16 protein-coding genes are annotated in these 17158 nt (G+C 61.1%); 8 read left to right on the top strand and 8 right to left on the bottom strand.

Features of this window, described 5'->3' with window-relative positions:
• Positions 1-4 precede the first annotated feature (4 nt).
• Genes HKK55_RS13660 through HKK55_RS13670 form a run of 3 tightly spaced genes read right to left on the bottom strand, consistent with a single transcriptional unit; the run spans position 5 to position 1586 of the window.
• Positions 5-541: a spore coat protein U domain-containing protein gene (locus HKK55_RS13660; protein WP_169355177.1), complete on the bottom strand. Its 537-nt coding sequence runs from the start codon at positions 539-541 to the stop codon at positions 5-7.
• Between the two features lie 17 nt (positions 542-558).
• A complete protein-coding gene (locus HKK55_RS13665) occupies positions 559-1098 on the bottom strand; it encodes a spore coat protein U domain-containing protein (protein ID WP_169355178.1) in 540 nt (179 codons plus the stop codon).
• On the bottom strand, positions 1092-1586 hold the full coding sequence (locus HKK55_RS13670) for a spore coat U domain-containing protein (protein ID WP_169357851.1): 495 nt from the start codon (positions 1584-1586) through the stop codon (positions 1092-1094). Before HKK55_RS13670 ends, HKK55_RS13665 begins: the two co-directional genes overlap by 7 nt.
• Before the next feature lie 300 nt (positions 1587-1886).
• Here HKK55_RS13670 and zapE point away from each other — a divergent pair, with 300 nt between their 5' ends.
• Together zapE and HKK55_RS13680 are read left to right on the top strand one after the other, a co-directional pair.
• On the top strand, positions 1887-2990 hold the full coding sequence (gene zapE, locus HKK55_RS13675; protein WP_169357852.1) for a cell division protein ZapE: 1104 nt from the start codon (positions 1887-1889) through the stop codon (positions 2988-2990).
• A 40-nt stretch (positions 2991-3030) separates the two neighbouring features.
• A complete protein-coding gene (locus HKK55_RS13680) occupies positions 3031-4347 on the top strand; it encodes a leucine-rich repeat-containing protein kinase family protein (RefSeq protein WP_169355179.1) in 1317 nt (438 codons plus the stop codon).
• A gap of 125 nt (positions 4348-4472) precedes the next feature.
• Here HKK55_RS13680 and HKK55_RS13685 read toward each other — a convergent pair whose 3' ends face one another.
• Entirely contained in the window at positions 4473-5180 is a 708-nt protein-coding gene (locus tag HKK55_RS13685) for a YebC/PmpR family DNA-binding transcriptional regulator (protein WP_169355180.1), read from the bottom strand.
• 116 nt (positions 5181-5296) lie between these two features.
• Positions 5297-6622 carry an MFS transporter gene (locus HKK55_RS13690; protein WP_169355181.1) on the bottom strand — a complete coding sequence of 442 codons (1326 nt, stop codon included), beginning with the start codon at positions 6620-6622 and terminating at the stop codon, positions 5297-5299.
• A 267-nt stretch (positions 6623-6889) separates the two neighbouring features.
• Here HKK55_RS13690 and HKK55_RS13695 point away from each other — a divergent pair, with 267 nt between their 5' ends.
• The gene (locus HKK55_RS13695) at positions 6890-7762 is read left to right on the top strand and encodes a LysR substrate-binding domain-containing protein (RefSeq protein WP_169355182.1); all 873 of its coding nucleotides are present in this window, start codon (positions 6890-6892) and stop codon (positions 7760-7762) included.
• A 112-nt stretch (positions 7763-7874) separates the two neighbouring features.
• Here HKK55_RS13695 and HKK55_RS13700 read toward each other — a convergent pair whose 3' ends face one another.
• On the bottom strand, positions 7875-8747 hold the full coding sequence (locus tag HKK55_RS13700) for a LysR substrate-binding domain-containing protein (RefSeq protein WP_169355183.1): 873 nt from the start codon (positions 8745-8747) through the stop codon (positions 7875-7877).
• A gap of 127 nt (positions 8748-8874) precedes the next feature.
• Here HKK55_RS13700 and HKK55_RS13705 point away from each other — a divergent pair, with 127 nt between their 5' ends.
• The 3 genes from HKK55_RS13705 to HKK55_RS13715 all read left to right on the top strand — a co-directional run bounded on the left by HKK55_RS13705 (position 8875) and on the right by HKK55_RS13715 (position 11733).
• The gene (locus HKK55_RS13705) at positions 8875-9984 is read left to right on the top strand and encodes a 2-aminoethylphosphonate--pyruvate transaminase (protein WP_169355184.1); all 1110 of its coding nucleotides are present in this window, start codon (positions 8875-8877) and stop codon (positions 9982-9984) included.
• 252 nt (positions 9985-10236) lie between these two features.
• Positions 10237-11064 (top strand): phosphonoacetaldehyde hydrolase, encoded by an 828-nt coding sequence (gene phnX / locus HKK55_RS13710; RefSeq protein WP_169355185.1) that lies wholly within the window; start codon positions 10237-10239, stop codon positions 11062-11064.
• A gap of 123 nt (positions 11065-11187) precedes the next feature.
• Positions 11188-11733 carry a cytochrome b gene (locus HKK55_RS13715; protein WP_169355186.1) on the top strand — a complete coding sequence of 182 codons (546 nt, stop codon included), beginning with the start codon at positions 11188-11190 and terminating at the stop codon, positions 11731-11733.
• On the opposite strand, the gene HKK55_RS13720 is transcribed toward HKK55_RS13715, so the two are convergent.
• Positions 11730-12629, bottom strand: coding sequence for a 1-aminocyclopropane-1-carboxylate deaminase/D-cysteine desulfhydrase (locus tag HKK55_RS13720; protein WP_169355187.1), 900 nt, complete (start codon positions 12627-12629; stop codon positions 11730-11732). The two genes, HKK55_RS13715 and HKK55_RS13720, sit on opposite strands and share 4 nt — an antisense overlap.
• A gap of 57 nt (positions 12630-12686) precedes the next feature.
• Positions 12687-14726: an NADPH-dependent 2,4-dienoyl-CoA reductase gene (locus tag HKK55_RS13725; RefSeq protein ID WP_169355188.1), complete on the bottom strand. Its 2040-nt coding sequence runs from the start codon at positions 14724-14726 to the stop codon at positions 12687-12689.
• A gap of 210 nt (positions 14727-14936) precedes the next feature.
• Between HKK55_RS13725 and HKK55_RS13730 the strand changes: the two genes are divergently transcribed.
• Positions 14937-16067 (top strand): carbon-nitrogen hydrolase family protein, encoded by a 1131-nt coding sequence (locus HKK55_RS13730; protein WP_169355189.1) that lies wholly within the window; start codon positions 14937-14939, stop codon positions 16065-16067.
• A 3-nt stretch (positions 16068-16070) separates the two neighbouring features.
• A complete protein-coding gene (locus HKK55_RS13735; RefSeq protein WP_169355190.1) occupies positions 16071-17111 on the top strand; it encodes an AraC family transcriptional regulator in 1041 nt (346 codons plus the stop codon).
• Positions 17112-17158: the final 47 nt, after the last annotated feature.

Raw genomic sequence — 17158 nt, forward strand, 5'->3', positions numbered from 1 at the left:
GACCCTAGAACGTCAGTTGCACAGCAACCGTATCGGTGTAAGTACCGGCCGGCAGCCCCACCTTGCCCACGGCTTGGCCGTAGAGATTCACGGTTTGCACCACACCGGTGCTCGGCCCCACGTTGATCGTCCCGTTAATCGGCAGGAGCGTCGAATGTCCGGCGTCGGTGTAGAAGTCATAGGGCACATAATTGGCAACGCCGTCGTACAGCGCCCGGGTACCGCCTGCTGACTGGCTGTCATGGGCCCCGGCACCTACGGTGATCACCGGCGAGGTGCCCGAAGAGCACTGAATGGACATGGCCCCGCCGCCGCCGCCCAGCACTTGTCCGGCAGCCGTGGTGAACTGGCTGTTGGTGGTGCCAAAGTTGAGCGCACCGAAGTTCAAGCCCGTGGTACCGCCCACGCCATTGACCAGGCAACTGTTGGTCAATATCAGGGTGGAAGTGATCTGCCCCGTCACGGTGGTCGCCGCCTGAGCGCTGGACGCCAACATCAGCGCCATCAACGGAAGGCCTATTTTCGAGACAAGTGCATGCATGGTGTTCTCCTCATGGTTTACCAATCCAGTGTCACCGTCAGGGTGTCTGTGTAGATCCCCGCCGGTAAGGCCCTGGTATTCGCCACCACGGAGCCGAATACCGGAATCGGTATTTGTGTGCCCTTGGTCACGACGAAATTGCGTTGTTGGCCAATGCTGTAGGTATTGCGACCGGATGCATCGGCAGACAGGCTATAGGGAATGGTTTGCCGGCCGTTGCTCAACCGCCGGGTATTGCCGTCGCCGTGGGCACCGCCGTCGATGGTCACGGTGAAGCTGCTGACAGACGGGTTGCAGGACACCGCCAACGGAGCCTTTTCATTGTCACTGACCTCGGCACTCAAGCGGCTGTCCCAGGTCGGACCATGGGTGCCGAAATCCAGCACTGCCACCCCTCCATCCGGGCTGACCGGGGCGCTGTCGGTGCCTTTGCTCACTTCGCAACTGGCGGTAATCACCAGCCGTGCATGAATCTGCCCGCTGACCGCCGCCTGGGCGTCATCCGCCAGCAGCAACAGGCCGCCCATGACCACCAGGGCCAAGCACCGGGCTACCATGTCACCGTCACCTTGAGCAGGTCGGAGTAGCGCCCAACCTGGGGAATATCCTTAAGTGGCTCGATACGCCCGTAGAGTGGCAAATCCACCGAGCCTGAATCCGGCACACGCCCGCTGAGCGGCACATCCACGGCTAAAGGGATTCGCCGGGCGGCATCGGTATAAATACGGTAGGGAATGGGTTTACTGCTTGAAGAGGTCGTAGCGGCCAGGTAACGCACCTCGCCAACACCACCGTGCAGGCCGCCGTCGACGCGCACCTGATAAGGCGTATCCGGGTTGCACTCCAGGCGTGGCTGGCGTTGACTGATCAGCGCGGCACTCAGCGGGCCAGCGGGGTCATCCAGGCGCGGGCCACTGCCAAAATCCAGCACACCGAGTTGTTCGATACCCGCATGACGCGTAGTACCCACCAATTGGCAACCACGCTGCACGTCAATACGCACCTCCACCTGGAGCTGGGCGCCATAAACCGTGTCGCAGAGCATCATGCTCATGATTGCCAGGACCGCGTGTATCTTCACTGCCCCAATCCTTGTACAGGGGAGATTGCTGAGTATGAGGTTAGTCTCTTGGGGGGAATCTGCCAGTCGGATCAGATACTTGCCGAGCATCCTCGCATCACGGGGATCTAAACTTCTTCTTCCCTACGCACAGTCGCTGTTTGTGGCGAGCGGGCTTGCCACACTCTCTATTGGTCAAAAAGTCCTTGCCGCTCTAAAGTGAGCGACCACCGAAACACAGAGTGACTTGCATTGGCCGCTTTACCGCCAACCTCTTCTTCCCGCATGCCCTTGATCAAGCGGCTGCTGGGCAAAAAAGCCGACACCGACAGTGACCCGTCCATCCACCGGTTCTTCCAGGACAAGGCCCGCCAGCAGGGTTATACCCTCAGCCTTGGCCAACAGCAGGTCATCGAGGCCATGGCCCGGCAATCCGCGCAGTTGCTGGCGGGTCGCCCCACCCGCAGCTTGTATCTGCATGGCGCCGTCGGGCGGGGAAAAAGCTGGTTGCTGGATGGTTTTTTCCAGGCGCTGCCGATCGCCGAGAAACGCCGAGTGCATTTCCACAACTTCTTTGCCCGTCTGCACCGGGGCATGTTCGCCCATCGTCAGCAACGCGATGCCCTGGGCAGCACCCTGGACGAGTTGCTCGATGACTGCCGGGTGTTGTGCTTCGATGAATTCCACGTCCACGACATCGGCGATGCGATGCTCATCAGCCGCTTGTTCAAGGCCTTGTTCCAACGCGGTGTCCTGCTGCTGGTGACCTCCAATTACCCGCCTGAGGGCCTGCTGCCCAACCCGCTGTACCACCAACGATTCAAGCCGGTGATCGAGTTGATCAGCGCACGGATGGACGTCATGGAAGTCAGCGCACCCCAGGACTATCGCAGCCTGGCCCAGGCCCATGGTGAACAACGCTTTACCCGGGGCCATTTCATCTGGCCTGGCACCCAGGCGCAGCGCGTCGCCTTGGGTTTGCCATCAGCGGATCTGCCACCCTTGTCGCTGACGGTCGGTGCTCGCCAGCTAGCCGTGCGCTGGCACCAGGAGCGCACGCTGGGTGTCACCTTCAGCGACCTCTGCGAACAGCCGACGGCCGTGATGGACTACCTGCACCTGTGTGAGGACTTCGACCACTGGATCATCGACGGCCTGCCCGGCCTGGGCGATTGCCCGATTGCGGTCCAGCAGCGCTTCATTAACCTGATCGACGTGCTTTACGATCAGGACAAACACCTGACCCTGCTGGGTGAACAGCCGCTGGACGAAGCCTTGAGCGGCCATGCCATCGACCTGGCACGCACCCGCAGCCGGCTGGGGCAGCTGCACGTGGCAGGTCCAAGCGCATTTGAACAGGACCCCATCCCCCTCAAGCCGCTATCATGAGCGCCTTTTACGCCCCTATTGCCGAGTGACCGCGCTGCTCATGGATACCCTTGCCCAACTCAAAGCCGGCCAATTGGCTGGCGTCACCCGTCTGGATCTGTCTTGCGGGCTGACCGAATTCCCACGGGAAATTTTCGACCTGGCGGACTCCCTGGAGATCCTCAACCTGAGCGGCAATGCCTTGAGCAGCCTGCCGGACGACCTGTATCGCCTGCGCCACTTGCGCATACTGTTCTGCTCGGACAACGCCTTTACTGAAGTCCCGGAATGCCTGGGCCAATGCCAGCAGTTGAGCATGGTGGCGTTCAAGGCCAACCGTATCCATACGGTCAGCGCCGCATCGCTGCCGCCGCTGTTGCGCTGGTTTATCCTGACCGACAACCAGATCAGCCAATTGCCGACGGCACTGGGTGAGCGCCCGCTGCTGCAAAAACTGATGCTGGCGGGCAACCACCTTGAGCACCTGCCCGAAAGCCTGGCCAATTGCAAAAACCTGGAACTGATCCGCATTGCCTCCAACCGCCTGACCCACCTGCCGGACTGGCTGCTGACCCTGCCCAGCCTGACCTGGCTGGCCTACGCCGGTAATCCGGTGGAGATGGCCGTCGAGCTTGCCAGCGATGACTCCACGCCGAACATTCCCTGGTCGCAACTCGCCCTGGAGCAGGTGCTGGGCGAAGGTGCGTCCGGAATCATTCGCCAGGCGACCTGGACGCCGCCAAGTGGCCCGGCCCAGCCGGTTGCGGTCAAGTTGTACAAAGGCAGCATCACCAGCGACGGCTCACCGTTGCACGAAATGCAGGCCTGCATCGCTGCCGGCCAACATGCCAACCTGATCAAGGTTGAAGGAAGGGTTATCGACCATCCCGAGAACCAGGCCGCCTTGGTGATGCAGTTGATCGACCCGAGCTACCGCAACCTGGCAGCCTTGCCGAGCCTGGCCTCGTGTACCCGTGATATCTACGAACCGAGCACCCGTTTTAGCGCCGATGTTGCACTGCGCATGGCCCGCGGGATTGCCTCGGTCGCCGCCCATTTGCACCAGCACGGCATCACCCACGGCGACTTGTACGGCCACAATATCTTGTGGAACGAGGTCGGTGATTGTCTGCTGGGAGATTTTGGCGCGGCATCGTTCCATGCCACGGCTGACAGCCTGGAATCCAGAGCCTTGCAGCGTATCGAAGTGCGCGCGTTCGGGGTGTTACTGGGGGAACTGCTGGAGCGGATTGACAGTGGTTTGAGCGAGGACAACCGCCAGCGGCTGGAAGCGCTGCGCGAACGTTGCTGCCAACCAGATGTGCTGGCGCGGCCGGGGTTTGAGGAAGTCGAGGCGCTGCTGAAAAACGGTCTTTAGAACACCACTGAACCCACCTGTAGCCGCTGCCGAGGTACGAGGCTGCGATGGGCGGCGCAGCAGCCCCCTGAGGGCGGTCCTGCGGACCGCATCGCAGCCTCGTGCCTCGGCAGCGGCTACAAGCGTTAGCCCGCCAAACCGACGAACATATCCTGCACATCGTCATGGTTGTCCAGGCCTTCGAGGAAGGCTTCGACTTCGGCCATTTGTTCATCGCTCAAGCCCGAGACCGGATTCTTGGCGATGTAGCCCAATTTGGCAGACAGCACGGTAAAGCCCTGCTCCGGCAGCGCCTTTTGCACCGCATCGAGGTCAGTCGTCTCGGTGATGAACAGGGTCGAGCCCTCTTCTTCGCCTTCCTCGAAATCCTGGGCACCGGCTTCAATCGCCGCCATTTCCGGGTCTGCATCCGGGCTGTCTGGCGAGGCTTCAATCAAGCCCACATGGTTGAAATCCCAGGCCACGGAACCGGAAGCACCCAGTTGCCCCTTGCGGAACGCCACGCGGATTTCCGCCACGGTACGATTGATGTTGTCGGTCACACACTCAACGATCAACGGCACCTGATGCGGGGCAAAGCCTTCATAGGTCACGCGATGGTATTGCACGGTCTCGCCCAGCAGACCCGCGCCTTTCTTGATGGCCCGCTCCAGGGTTTCCTTGGGCATCGAGGCCTTTTTGGCCTGCTCTACTACCAGACGCAAGTGTGCGTTGGTCGCGGTGTCGGCGCCGTTGCGGGCAGCAATGGTGATCTCTTTAACCAGCTTGCCGAAAATCTTGCCCTTGGCATTGGATGCTGCTTCTTTATGTTTGACTTTCCACTGTGCGCCCATGACTCACTCTCTTCTATCCATGGCGCCGAGACGTCTACTGGCCGGCGCTTTGGGGGCAGAGTTTATAGGGCAAAAAGTCTCTAATCCACCAAAAAACCGGCCAGCCTTGTCGCCGCCTAGATGCGCAAGGGTTTGATCGCCGCCTCACGCTGCGGCACAAAATCCCCCACCTGCGCCAACACCGCCGGCCTGGCATTCCAGTAAGGCATCAACACCAACGAGGAAAACAACGCTGCACCGGCGAACACGATAAATACCGTCACCGTGTCGAAGTACCCCGGCAGCAAGCCGCCCAGCACCGCCCCCACCGAGCCGCAGCCGTTGACAAAGCCCGCTGCCGTCGCACCCGCCTTGGCGGTGCCGAAGTCAATGGCGGCGGTGCTGCTGATCATCGAGTCCGGCCCGTACAGGGTCAGGCCCATGACAAACAGCAGCGCCATCACCATCACCACACTGCCGGTGTGCAAGGCACCCATGAACAGCGCCAGGGCCACGGTCAACGCCAGCAGGCTAAGGACACACGCCGGCATGCGTCGGGCGCCAAACAGCTTGTCGGAGGCCACGCCAATCATGATCGGCCCCAACAACCCCGCCAACTCGAACGCCGTTGGCACAATCGCCGCGCCGACCTTGCCCACCGATGGCATCTGCTCGAAGACAATCACCGGCCCCCACAACAGGATCGCGTAGCGCGCCGGCTTCAATAGAAAGTATGCCAACCCCAGGGTCAGCACCGTGCGGTTGCGCAAGATCTCCCGCAGCGGTTCCATCAGGCTGATTTTCTTCGCCGCAGCCGCTTCCTCAGCCGTCAATACCGGCTCGACCTCTACTGCCGGTAACCCCACATCCTGTGGCGTATTGCGCTGGAAAATGAAGAACAACACCGCGACGACGGCAACGACGGCCGCACTGGAGATAAACGCCGCATGCCAGGTCCCGATCAGGGTATAGGCCCACCACCCGGCAAACGGCGACGCCACCAGACCGCCGAACGCATAACAGGAACTCCACAACCCCAGCACCCGCCCACGTTGCTGCGCTGGGAAAAAACTGCCGAGGTTCTTGCACAGCCCTGACCAGCCGGTGGATTGCGCCAGCCCCTGAATCAACATGCACGTCACAAAGATCGGCAACGTGGCAAAGGTGCCCATGACCAGGGCCGCCGCCGCAGAAATCAACAGCCCGCCCAGTACCACCACCCGCGGCCCGAAACGGTCGGCCAGCATGCCCCAGGTGAATTGGCCAACGGCATACGCGGCCAAGTAAATGCCATCCAGGTTGGCCATCATCATCTTGTCCAGCGGGAAGCTCGGGTCGTCGACGATCCCCAACTTGGCCACGGAAAACGCTTTGCGGGTGAAATAGAAGGCGGCGTACGCCAGCCAGGTGATGGCGAAAATCTGCACGCGCCAACGCTTGATGCTACTCATAGGAGTATTCATGGTGGTTCTGACCTCGGGTGTGAGTGTGCCGGCAGAATGGGAAGCAAACGCCTGTATTTTTATTGTTGAGCACTGCAGTACCGGCCCCCTGACCGGGGCGGTACTGGTCAGATGAGTCCCGCTGGTAAGCACGCAAAAGACCCATGGCCGCCGAAGTTGTAGGACTCAACCTACGGCGACTGAGGGCTATCAAAGCAATGGCTGACTAATAGGTAAAATCGATTTATCGTATTTCAAATATAAGCTGAGCTTGTAAGAGGATTCGTGATGTCGGTGTCCCACGCCCAACTCAAAGCCTTCCATGCCGTCGCCGTCCACGGCAGTTTTACCCAGGCTGCCGAGCGCCTGTTCCTGACGCAGCCGGCGATTTCCGACCAGGTGCGCAAGCTGGAAGAACGCTTTGGCGTGCTGCTGTTTCACCGCAACAAACGTTCCGTCAGGCTGACCGACCTGGGAGAGCGGCTGCTGAGCATCACCCAACGCCTGTTTGTCATCGCGGCCGAAGCCGAAGAACTGTTGCAAGACTCCCGCGCCCTGCAAACCGGCACCCTGACCCTGGCGGTGGACGCCCCCGTGCACGTACTGCCGCAAATCGCGCTCTTCTGCCAGCGATACCCAGGCATCAGCGTCAAGATCGAAACCGGCAACACCGATGAATCACTGTTTCGCCTGTACAACTATCAAGCCGATCTGGCGTTGTTGGGCCGTGACGTCAACGATGAACGGCTACTGTCATTACCGCTGCCCGACGATCAATTGATGGCGTTTGTTGCCCGCAACCACCCTTGGGCTGGGCGCGAGTCGATCTGTCTGGCCGACCTGGACGACACGCCGCTGGTCTTGCGGGAAATCGGCTCGGTGACCCGTCAGACCCTGGAACAGGAAATGCGCCAGGCCGGGCTGCGCATTCGTCCGGCGATCCAGGTAGAAGGCCGGGAAGCGGCGCGGGAGGCGGTGGTGGTGGGGATTGGTGTGGGCGTGGTGTCGGCGGCAGAATTTGGTGCGGACTCGCGGGTGTATGCCATGCCGATTCGCGACTGTAGCCAGCGGATGAAGGAAACGCTGGTGTGTTTGAAGGAGCAGAGTTCAAGACGGGTGGTGGCGACGTTTCTGGATATCGTGCGGGAAAGCCTTCGCTGAAGTTGAGGGCCCCTTCGCGAGCAAGCCCGCTCCCACACTTGACCGTATTCATCCTGAAGGAACTCGATCAAATGTGGGAGCGGGCTTGCTCGCGAAGGGGTTAACTCGGTCGTCAGCCAACACCAGTCCCTGGCGCCAACTCAAAAAACGCCTGAATCAAGCGCAATTCCCGACGCCGCTCCATGCAGCCCACCACATGCCGGTTCACCAGCCCATCGCCACGGATCGCAATTGCATGCACCCGTGGGTCGCGGCTGACTTCCATCGACGACACCACACCCACACCCAACTCTGCGGCGACGGCTTCGGTCACAGCCTCACGGCTGTCCAATTCCAGCAACACCTTGGGCTGCACCCCGGCCTGGGCGCAGGCCTCGTCAAAAGTACGCCGAGTAATGGAGCTCGGCTCGCGCAGCACCATGATCACCTGATCCAACTGCTCCAGGCCAATCCCCGCAGGCTTCGCCAACCAGGGATGGCCGGCCGGTACCAGCGCGCAGATCCGTGACTCGATCAAGGGTTGCAGGTGCAGGCCCTTGCGCGGCTCGACCTCCGTCAGCACCGCCACATCGGCATGTTCAGACAACAGCGCAGCCAGGGTTTCCTGGGCGTTGCCCAGGCGCAAGTTGACGGTAATCCCCGGATAACGGGCACGCAGGCTGGCCAGCATCGGCATGACCAGGTGCGGCCCGTCCGCCGCCACTTCCAGGCGTCCGGTGAGCAATTGCCGATTGGCCTCCAGCATTGTCTGCGCTTCTTCCACCAAGCCGAAGATGGCCCGTGTGATCGCGACCAGCCGGGTGCCCTCCTCGGTCAACTCCACCCGTCGGGCGGTGCGTCGCAACAGAGGGATCTGGTAGTGCTCCTCCAGCGCCTTGATATGCCCGGTGACTGCCGGCTGGCTGATAAACAAACGCGCAGCGGCGCGGGTGAAACTGCCCTCGCGGGCCACGGCATCAAATGCACGGAGTTGAAACAGGTTCATAGTTATCGGCCTCACTGATGGCTGGCATAACAACAAACAATTTGATTGATGACAAGCCAAACTGCAATTTATGCCCCGTAGCTTCACCCCACATAGCTTCATTCCCACGCTTTGCGAGGACATAAGAATGAGTACTGCCGCGCCGATCCTGCTCACCCCCGGTCCTTTGACCACCTCAGCCCGCACCCGTCAGGCGATGATGGTCGACTGGGGTTCATGGGATGACAGCTTCAATCAACTGACCGCCAGCCTCTGCGAGCAACTGCTGGCGATCGTCAACGGCGCTGGCAGCCACCATTGCGTGCCATTGCAAGGCAGCGGCACCTTTGCCGTGGAAGCCGCCATCGGCACGCTGGTACCGCGAGACGGCAAGGTGCTGGTGCTGATCAACGGCGCTTATGGCAAACGCCTGGCGAAGATTTGCGAAGTGCTGGGCCGCCCGTTCAGCACCTTTGAAACCGCCGAAGACGAGCCCACCACCGCCGCCGATGTGGATCGCCTACTGCAAGCCGACACCGGCATCACTCACGTCGCGCTGATCCATTGCGAAACCAGCACCGGGATTCTCAACCCGCTGCCGGAGATCGCCCAGGTCATCGCCCGCCACGGCAAGCGCCTGATCATCGACGCCATGAGTTCCTTCGGCGCGCTGCCGATCGATGCCCGCGAGGTACCCTTCGACGCGCTCATCGCCGCCTCGGGCAAGTGCCTGGAAGGCGTACCCGGCATGGGTTTCGTCTTTGCCGAAAAACAGGCACTGGCTGCCACCCAAGGCAACTGCCACTCCTTGGCAATGGACCTGTTCGACCAGCACGCCTACATGGCCAAGACCGGTCAATGGCGCTTCACCCCGCCAACCCATGTGGTCGCCGCACTGCACGAAGCCTTGCTGCAATACAACGAAGAAGGCGGCCTGCCCGCCCGGCATCAGCGCTATGCCAATAACTGCCAGGCACTGCTGGACGGCATGGCCGAACTGGGCTTGCGCAGCTTCCTGCCAGCCGCGATCCAGGCGCCGATCATCGTCACCTTTCACGCTCCCAAAGACCCTCGCTACCAGTTCAAGGAGTTCTACGAACGGGTCAAGGCCAAGGGTTTCATCCTCTATCCGGGCAAATTGACCCAGGTCGAGACCTTTCGTGTCGGCTGCATCGGCTACGTCAACCAGGCTGAAATGCAAGCAGCGGTCGCGGCGGTCGCCGAGGTGCTGCAAGAGATGCAAGTGCTCGAAATCTGACGGCCCACACACCTAATGCCAGCCAGTGATGAGATCGAATAAGCAGCAAATGATCTGTGGCGAGGGGCTTGCCCCCGTTGGGCTGCGCAGCAGCCCCAATACGATCGCTGCATTTTTTCGGATAGACCGAGATAACAGGCTTTAGGGCTGCTTCGCAGTCCAACGGGGGCACGCCCTCTCGCCACAAGCTTGGTGTTCGACATTAGCCCACACGCCCTTATAAAACCCTCTTTGAACCACAGGATTTGAGCCATGAATTATCAGAACCCAACCCAGCTGCAAGCCGCCATCCTCGACTGGGCCGGCACCGTGGTCGACTTCGGCTCCTTCGCGCCGACCCAGATTTTTGTCGAAGCTTTTGCCGAGTTCGACGTGCAGGTCTCCATCGAAGAAGCCCGTGGCCCGATGGGCATGGGCAAGTGGGACCACATTCGCACCCTCTGCGACCAGCCGCAGGTTGCCGAACGCTACCGCAAGGCCTTTGGTCGTACGCCCACCGACGATGATGTCACCGCCATCTACCAACGCTTCATGCCGCTGCAAATCGAGAAAATCGCCGAGCACTCGGCGTTGATCCCCGGCGCTCTGGACACCATCGCCAACCTGCGCCAGCAAGGAATAAAGATCGGTTCCTGCTCCGGCTACCCCAAACAAGTCATGGACAAAGTGGTCGAACTGGCCGCCACCAACGGCTACATCGCCGACCACGTGGTCGCCACCGACGAAGTGCCCAACGGCCGTCCATGGCCGGCCCAAGCCCTGGCCAACGTGATCGCCCTGGGCATTGATGATGTGGCCGCCTGCGTGAAGATCGACGACACCGTGCCAGGCATCCTCGAAGGTCGTCGCGCCGGAATGTGGACGGTAGCACTGACCTGCTCGGGTAACGCCCTGGGCCTGACCTATGAACAGTTCCGTGCCCTGGACGGCGACACGCTGACCAGCGAACGCAAACGCATCCAGGCCCTGTTCGAAGGTTCACGCCCTCATTACTTGATCGACACCATCACCGACCTGCCTGCTGTCATCACCGACATCAATCAGCGTCTGGCGCGAGGCGAAATGCCTCAGGGCAACTGATCGAGATCAAAACATCGCCACCTCACGCACCTGTCGCGGGCAAACCTCTGAAAACAGGCTTACATTAAAAGGACTCCGTCGCCAAAGAACGGAGGTTTGCCCTGATGAGTGAGGAAGAAAGCGATGCCGTGGAAAAATTCCGATACGCGCTACAGCACCATGTCGATTGCCCTGCACTGGCTGATGGTGGTGCTGCTGGCGGTGGTTTACGCCTGCATAGAGTTACGCGGACAGTTTCCCAAGGGCAGTGGCGCAAGAACGCTGATCGTGGAAATGCACTACATGTTCGGCCTGACCGTGTTTGTGCTGGTCTGGCTGCGCCTGTTTGCGCGCAGCCTGGGGGTGGCGCCGAAGATCGTGCCGGCGCCGCCACAATGGCAGGCCACGCTCGCTACGCTGATGCATGTGGCGCTGTATGTGTTGATGATCGGCATGCCGATCTTCGGCTGGCTGATCGTCAGCGCCCAGGGCCACTCCGTGATGTTCTACGGGCTTGAGTTGCCGCCGTTGATTGGCGAAAACAAGGACTTGGCCAAACAAATCAAAGGTTGGCATGAACTGGGCGGCACTGTCGGTTATTGGCTGATCGGGCTGCACGCCTTGGCGGGGCTGTATCACCATTACGTCGTGCGGGACAACACCGCGCTGCGGATGATGCCCAAGCGCTAGTCCCGGGCAAAACCCCGGCGGCCCTGCAAGCCGCCGGTGTGGATGAAGATCAGGCGAGTGCCAGGCGCGAAATGTCCTGCCTCGACCTGCCCCTTCAAGGCCAGCAACGCCTTGCCGGTATAAAGCGGCTCCAGGGGCAAGCCGCAGGCCTGCTCTGTGGCGTCGATAAACGCCAGTAGCAGTGGATCGACCTTGGCAAATCCGCCTCGGCTGGCATCGATCAGTTCGTACCCTTCTTGCACAATCGCGCGTACCGACTGCGCGACACCATGATCAGCCGGCACGGCCAGCGCGCCATAGACCGGATGCGCCCCCGCCTCGGCCAAAACCAGTCCAGCCAGCGTGGTACCTGTTCCCACCGCCAACCACCAACCGTCATAGTCCTGCCAACCCAAGCCGCCTAACTGCGCCCGCACCTGATCAACCAGCGGCCGGCATCCCAACGCGCCCGCCAAGCCACCACCGCCTTCGGGCACCGGGTGAAGGTGCGGATACTGTGCTTGCCATGGTTCCCAGAAACCGGGCTCATTGCGCGTGCGATAGCCGCCATAACCCAGCCAATGCAGCTGCATGCCGAAGGCTTCAAGGTCAAGGATCGTGGGGTTTTGTTGCGGATGACCACGCAGCAGGCCGACGGTGGGGAAACCGAAGCGCTTCCCCGCTGCCGCCAAGGCATGCAAATGATTGGAGTAAGCCCCACCCAGACTGATGATGCCGGTGGCGCCGGCTTCCCGGGCTTGCGCCAGGTGTTCAGTCAGTTTGAACCACTTGTTGCCAGTGATCAGTGGGTCGATACGATCCAGACGCAGCACCGCGACTTCAACTTGAGCCTGGGCCAGCCAGTTCAGGTTCAGCGGTTCAAGGGGCGCGTAAGGAAGCCAGTCGAAGGGACCCATGACGGCGGATCTACATGAAAAAAGGGGCGGTAGTCTAACACCGCCCCCTCAAGCTATTTACAACTCGGCCGCCAGACGCGAGCCCTGATTGATGGCACGCTTGGCATCCAGTTCAGCCGCCACATCGGCGCCGCCGATCAAGTGCACATTCTGCCCCGCGGCTACCAGGCCATCCTGCAACTCCCGCAGCGGGTCCTGGCCGGCGCAGATGACGATATTGTCCACCGGTAACACCTGTGGCTCGCCTTCGGCGCCGATGCGGATGTGCAGGCCTTCGTCGTCGATCTTCAGGTACTCGACACTGTTGAGCATCTGCACGTGCTTGTTCTTCAAACCGGTGCGGTGAATCCAGCCGGTGGTCTTGCCCAGGCCATCACCGACCTTGGAAGTCTTGCGCTGCAACAGGAACACCTGGCGCGCCGGGGCATGAGGCTCAGCCTTGATCCCGGCCACGCCGCCGCGTGCCTCCAGGTGAGTATCGATGCCCCACTCTTTCCAGAACGCTTCGCGGTCCAGGCTGGTGGACACGCCTTGGTGCACCAGGAACTCCGAGACATCAAAGCCAATGCCCCCGGCACCGATTACCGCAACGCTTTTACCCACTGGTTTGCGCTCCAGGATCACGTCCAGATAGCTCAGCACCTTGGCGTTCTCGACGCCCGGGATTGCCGGAGTGCGCGGGGCAATCCCGGTGGCGAGGATGATCTCGTCATAACCGCCGGCCACCAATTGCTCCACATCGACCCGCGTGTTGAGGCACACCTCGACATGGGTGGTCTGCAGCTTGCGCTTGAAGTAGCGCAGGGTTTCGAAAAACTCTTCCTTGCCCGGCACACGTTTGGCGATGTTGAACTGGCCGCCGATCTCGCTGGCCGAATCGAACAGGGTCACCTGATGGCCGCGTTCGGCAGCCACTGTCGCGGCAGCAAGACCCGCAGGGCCGGCACCGACCACGGCGATCTTCTTGATCTGCTTAACGGGTAAGTAGTTGAGTTCAGTCTCGTGGCAGGCACGCGGGTTGACCAGGCAGGTGGTCAACTTACCGCCAAAGGTGTGGTCCAGGCACGCCTGGTTACAGCCGATGCAGGTGTTGATTTCGTCGGCACGGCCTTCAGCGGCCTTGTTGACGAAGTCCGGGTCCGCCAGGAACGGCCGGGCCATGGACACCATGTCGGCATCACCTTCGGCCAGGATCTGCTCGGCAATTTCCGGGGTGTTGATACGGTTGGTGGTAATCAACGGAATACTCACCGAGCCGCGCAACTTGGCCGTCACCTTGCTGAACGCAGCACGGGGCACCTTAGTGGCAATGGTCGGGATTCGCGCTTCATGCCAGCCGATGCCGGTGTTGATGATCGTCGCGCCAGCCTGCTCAATGGCCTTGGCCAACAGCACGATCTCTTCCCAAGTGCTGCCGCCCTGCACCAGGTCGAGCATCGACAAGCGGAAGATAATGATGAAATTCGGGCCTACGGCCTCGCGCACCCGACGGACAATTTCCACCGGCAAGCGCATGCGGTTTTCGTAGCTGCCACCCCATCGGTCGGTGCGATGGTTGGTGTGGGAGGCCAGGAACTGGTTAATGAAGTAACCTTCGGACCCCATGATTTCCACGCCGTCGTACTCGGCCACCTGGGCCAGCACCGAACAGGTGACGAAATCGCTGATCTGCTTTTCGATGCCCTCTTCATCCAGTTCCTTGGGCTTGAACGGGTTGATCGGCGCCTGGATCGCGCTCGGTGCCACCTGCTTAGGGCTGTAGGCATAACGGCCGGCGTGGAGGATCTGCATGCAGATCTTGCCGCCCGCCTCGTGCACGGCCTGAGTCACGATCTTGTGCTTGAGCGCTTCTTCTTCGGTGGTCAGCTTGGCCGCGCCGGCGTACACGCCACCTTCATCGTTCGGGCCAATGCCACCGGTGACCATCAGGCCCACACCGCCTCGAGCGCGTTCGGCAAAGTAGGCCGCCATGCGTTCGAAACCGCCGGGCTTTTCTTCAAGACCGGTGTGCATTGAGCCCATCAGGGTGCGGTTACGGAGGGTGGTAAAACCCAGGTCCAACGGGGCCAGCAGGTGCGGGTAAGCAGCAGCGGTCATGGTACAGCTCCACAACGGATCATCACGGGACGTGGAAAGCTCGAACGGCCTCCCATCGGTTTATGCCCACAGACTAAGAGCCCATGCGTTGTCGCTCAATGACTGAAACTGACAAGTTATTGATCCAAATGTGCAGTGCCCCTTGGCAAGCGAGTTCATGAGCCCTACCCTAGGTGGCGAACCCTGCACCCGGTCCGTTGTCTTTTTCTCATGCGTAAACTTCTTGCTTTCACCCTCACCATGGCCCTAGTCGCCGCCCTTAGCGCTTATCTGGTCTGGACCCAGGAACGCCCCGTGGGGCATTACCTGTCGGACCTGCGGATCAGCCTCGCGGTCGACGAAGGCACGCCCTCCGATCGCGGCAACCTGCTGGGCATCCAGCCGGAACTGTTTCCCGCCGACTACCAGAGCCTGGAACGCCTGCACCTGAAACTCGCGGCCTACCTGCAAAAGGCCCGGGACCAGGGCTTGCTCAACGACAAGACCATCGTGGTGCTGCCGGAGCATGTCGGGACCTGGCTGATGGTCAGCGGTGAAAAGAACGAGCTGTACCAAGCCACCAGCCTGAAAGAAGCAATGAACTGGCTGTCGGCCAGTAACCCGTTGCTGTTTCTGCGAGCGCTGATCAGCGCCCAGGGTGACAACCGCATTGATGACGCCTACCTACGCATGAAGGCGCCGGCCATGGCCCGGGACTATCAGATTCTGTTCGGTGGCCTGGCCAAGGAATTCGGTATCACCCTGGTGGCCGGTTCCATTGCCCTGCCCAACCCCAGCGTCAGCCAGGGTCAATTGCAGGTCGGCCATGGCCCGCTGTACAACACCAGCCTGGTGTTTGGCCACGATGGGTTACCGTTGGGCCAGCCGCAGCGTCAGCTCTATCCGATCTTCGATGAACGAGGCTTTATCGAGCCGGGCGACGAAAACGCCATCAACGTGATCGACACCCCAGCCGGGCGCCTGGGCATCCTGATCGGCAGCGACAGCTGGTACCCGGACAATTACCGCAAGCTCAATGAGCAAGGTGCGCAACTGGTGGCAGTACCAGCGTTCGTCATTGGCCGTGATACGTGGGACAAGCCGTGGCGCGGTTTCAAAAGCGTCTCGACTCCGCCGGAAATCAGCCTCAAGCCCGAAGAACTCAGCGAGGGCGAAGCCTGGCATCGCCTGACCCTGATCAGCCAGCAGCCCATCAGCCAGGCCACTACCGGCATGAGCGTGTTCCTGCGCGGCCAGTTCTTCGACCAAGGCAGCAGCGGCCAGAGCTTTCTGAACAGCACCGGCAAAGTGTTCGCCGACGGCAATGCCCATGGCGCGCGCATGCTGAATGTCTGGTTATAGACCATGAAGCCCGCGCCGATGCGTCTCGGTGATCTGTCGGTGGGCTTCGTCCACACCTTGGCCGACGCCATCCTCAGCCATGGCCTGGACCCGCAGCCACTGCTGCTGCAATACGGCCTGGACCCCGCTCGACTCGGCGAGGCCGGCGCTCGCTTGTCGATCCCGCGCTATATGCGCCTGGGCCACGCCGCCATCCAACTGACCGGCGACCCGAGCCTGGGCCTGCGCATGGGCCAGCTCAGCCGTTTGAGCCAAGCGGGTCTGGCCGGTGTGACGGCGGCTCAGGCGCCTACGGTGCGCGAAGCTGCGCGTACGCTGACGCGCTTCGAAGCGTTGTACGGCTCAAACTATCGCGGCCAATCCAGCTTTCATGAAGACGTCGACGGCGCCTGGCTGCGTTTCTACTCCATCAGCCCCTATAACGCCTACAACCGCTTCGTGGTGGATTCAATCATCGCCGGCTGGCTGCACCAGCTGTCGAGCCTGAGCCTGCAACCGGTCCAGGCTGAACGCATCGAGATTGAGTTCACCGCACCGGACTACAGCGAACGCTACAGCGTGCTGGGGGATTGCCCAATCCAATTTGGCGCCGAGGCCAATCAGTTGCGCCTCAGCCAGAAAACCCTGGCCATGCGCAATCCCGAGCATTGCCCCAGTACCTGGCAGTTGCTGTTGCAATTGTGTGAAAGGGAGTTGGAACAGTTGACCCGCACCCGCAGCCTGCGCGAGCGCATTACCCGTTTGCTCGGGCCGATGCTCAATGGTGGCCGGGAGCCCGACCTGGAAGAAGTGGCGGCACGCTTGAAACTGCCGACCTGGACCTTGCGTCGCAAACTGGCCGAAGAAGGCACTCAGTTTCGCGCAATTCTCAACGATACCCGCCGCGACCTGGCCATGACCTACATTCGCGACACCGAACTGGCATTTGGTGAAATTGCCTATTTGCTGGGTTTTGCTTCAGCGGAAGCCTTTCAACGGGCCTTCAAGCGGTGGAACAGCCAGACCCCAGGGGAATTTCGCCGCAGTCAACGGCATTCCGCCTGAGGGCTGTTTACAGCTCTGTCGCATCATCGGCCGGATCCAGCGGATCC

This window comes from Pseudomonas sp. ADAK18 (assembly GCF_012935695.1).
GTDB lineage: Bacteria > Pseudomonadota > Gammaproteobacteria > Pseudomonadales > Pseudomonadaceae > Aquipseudomonas.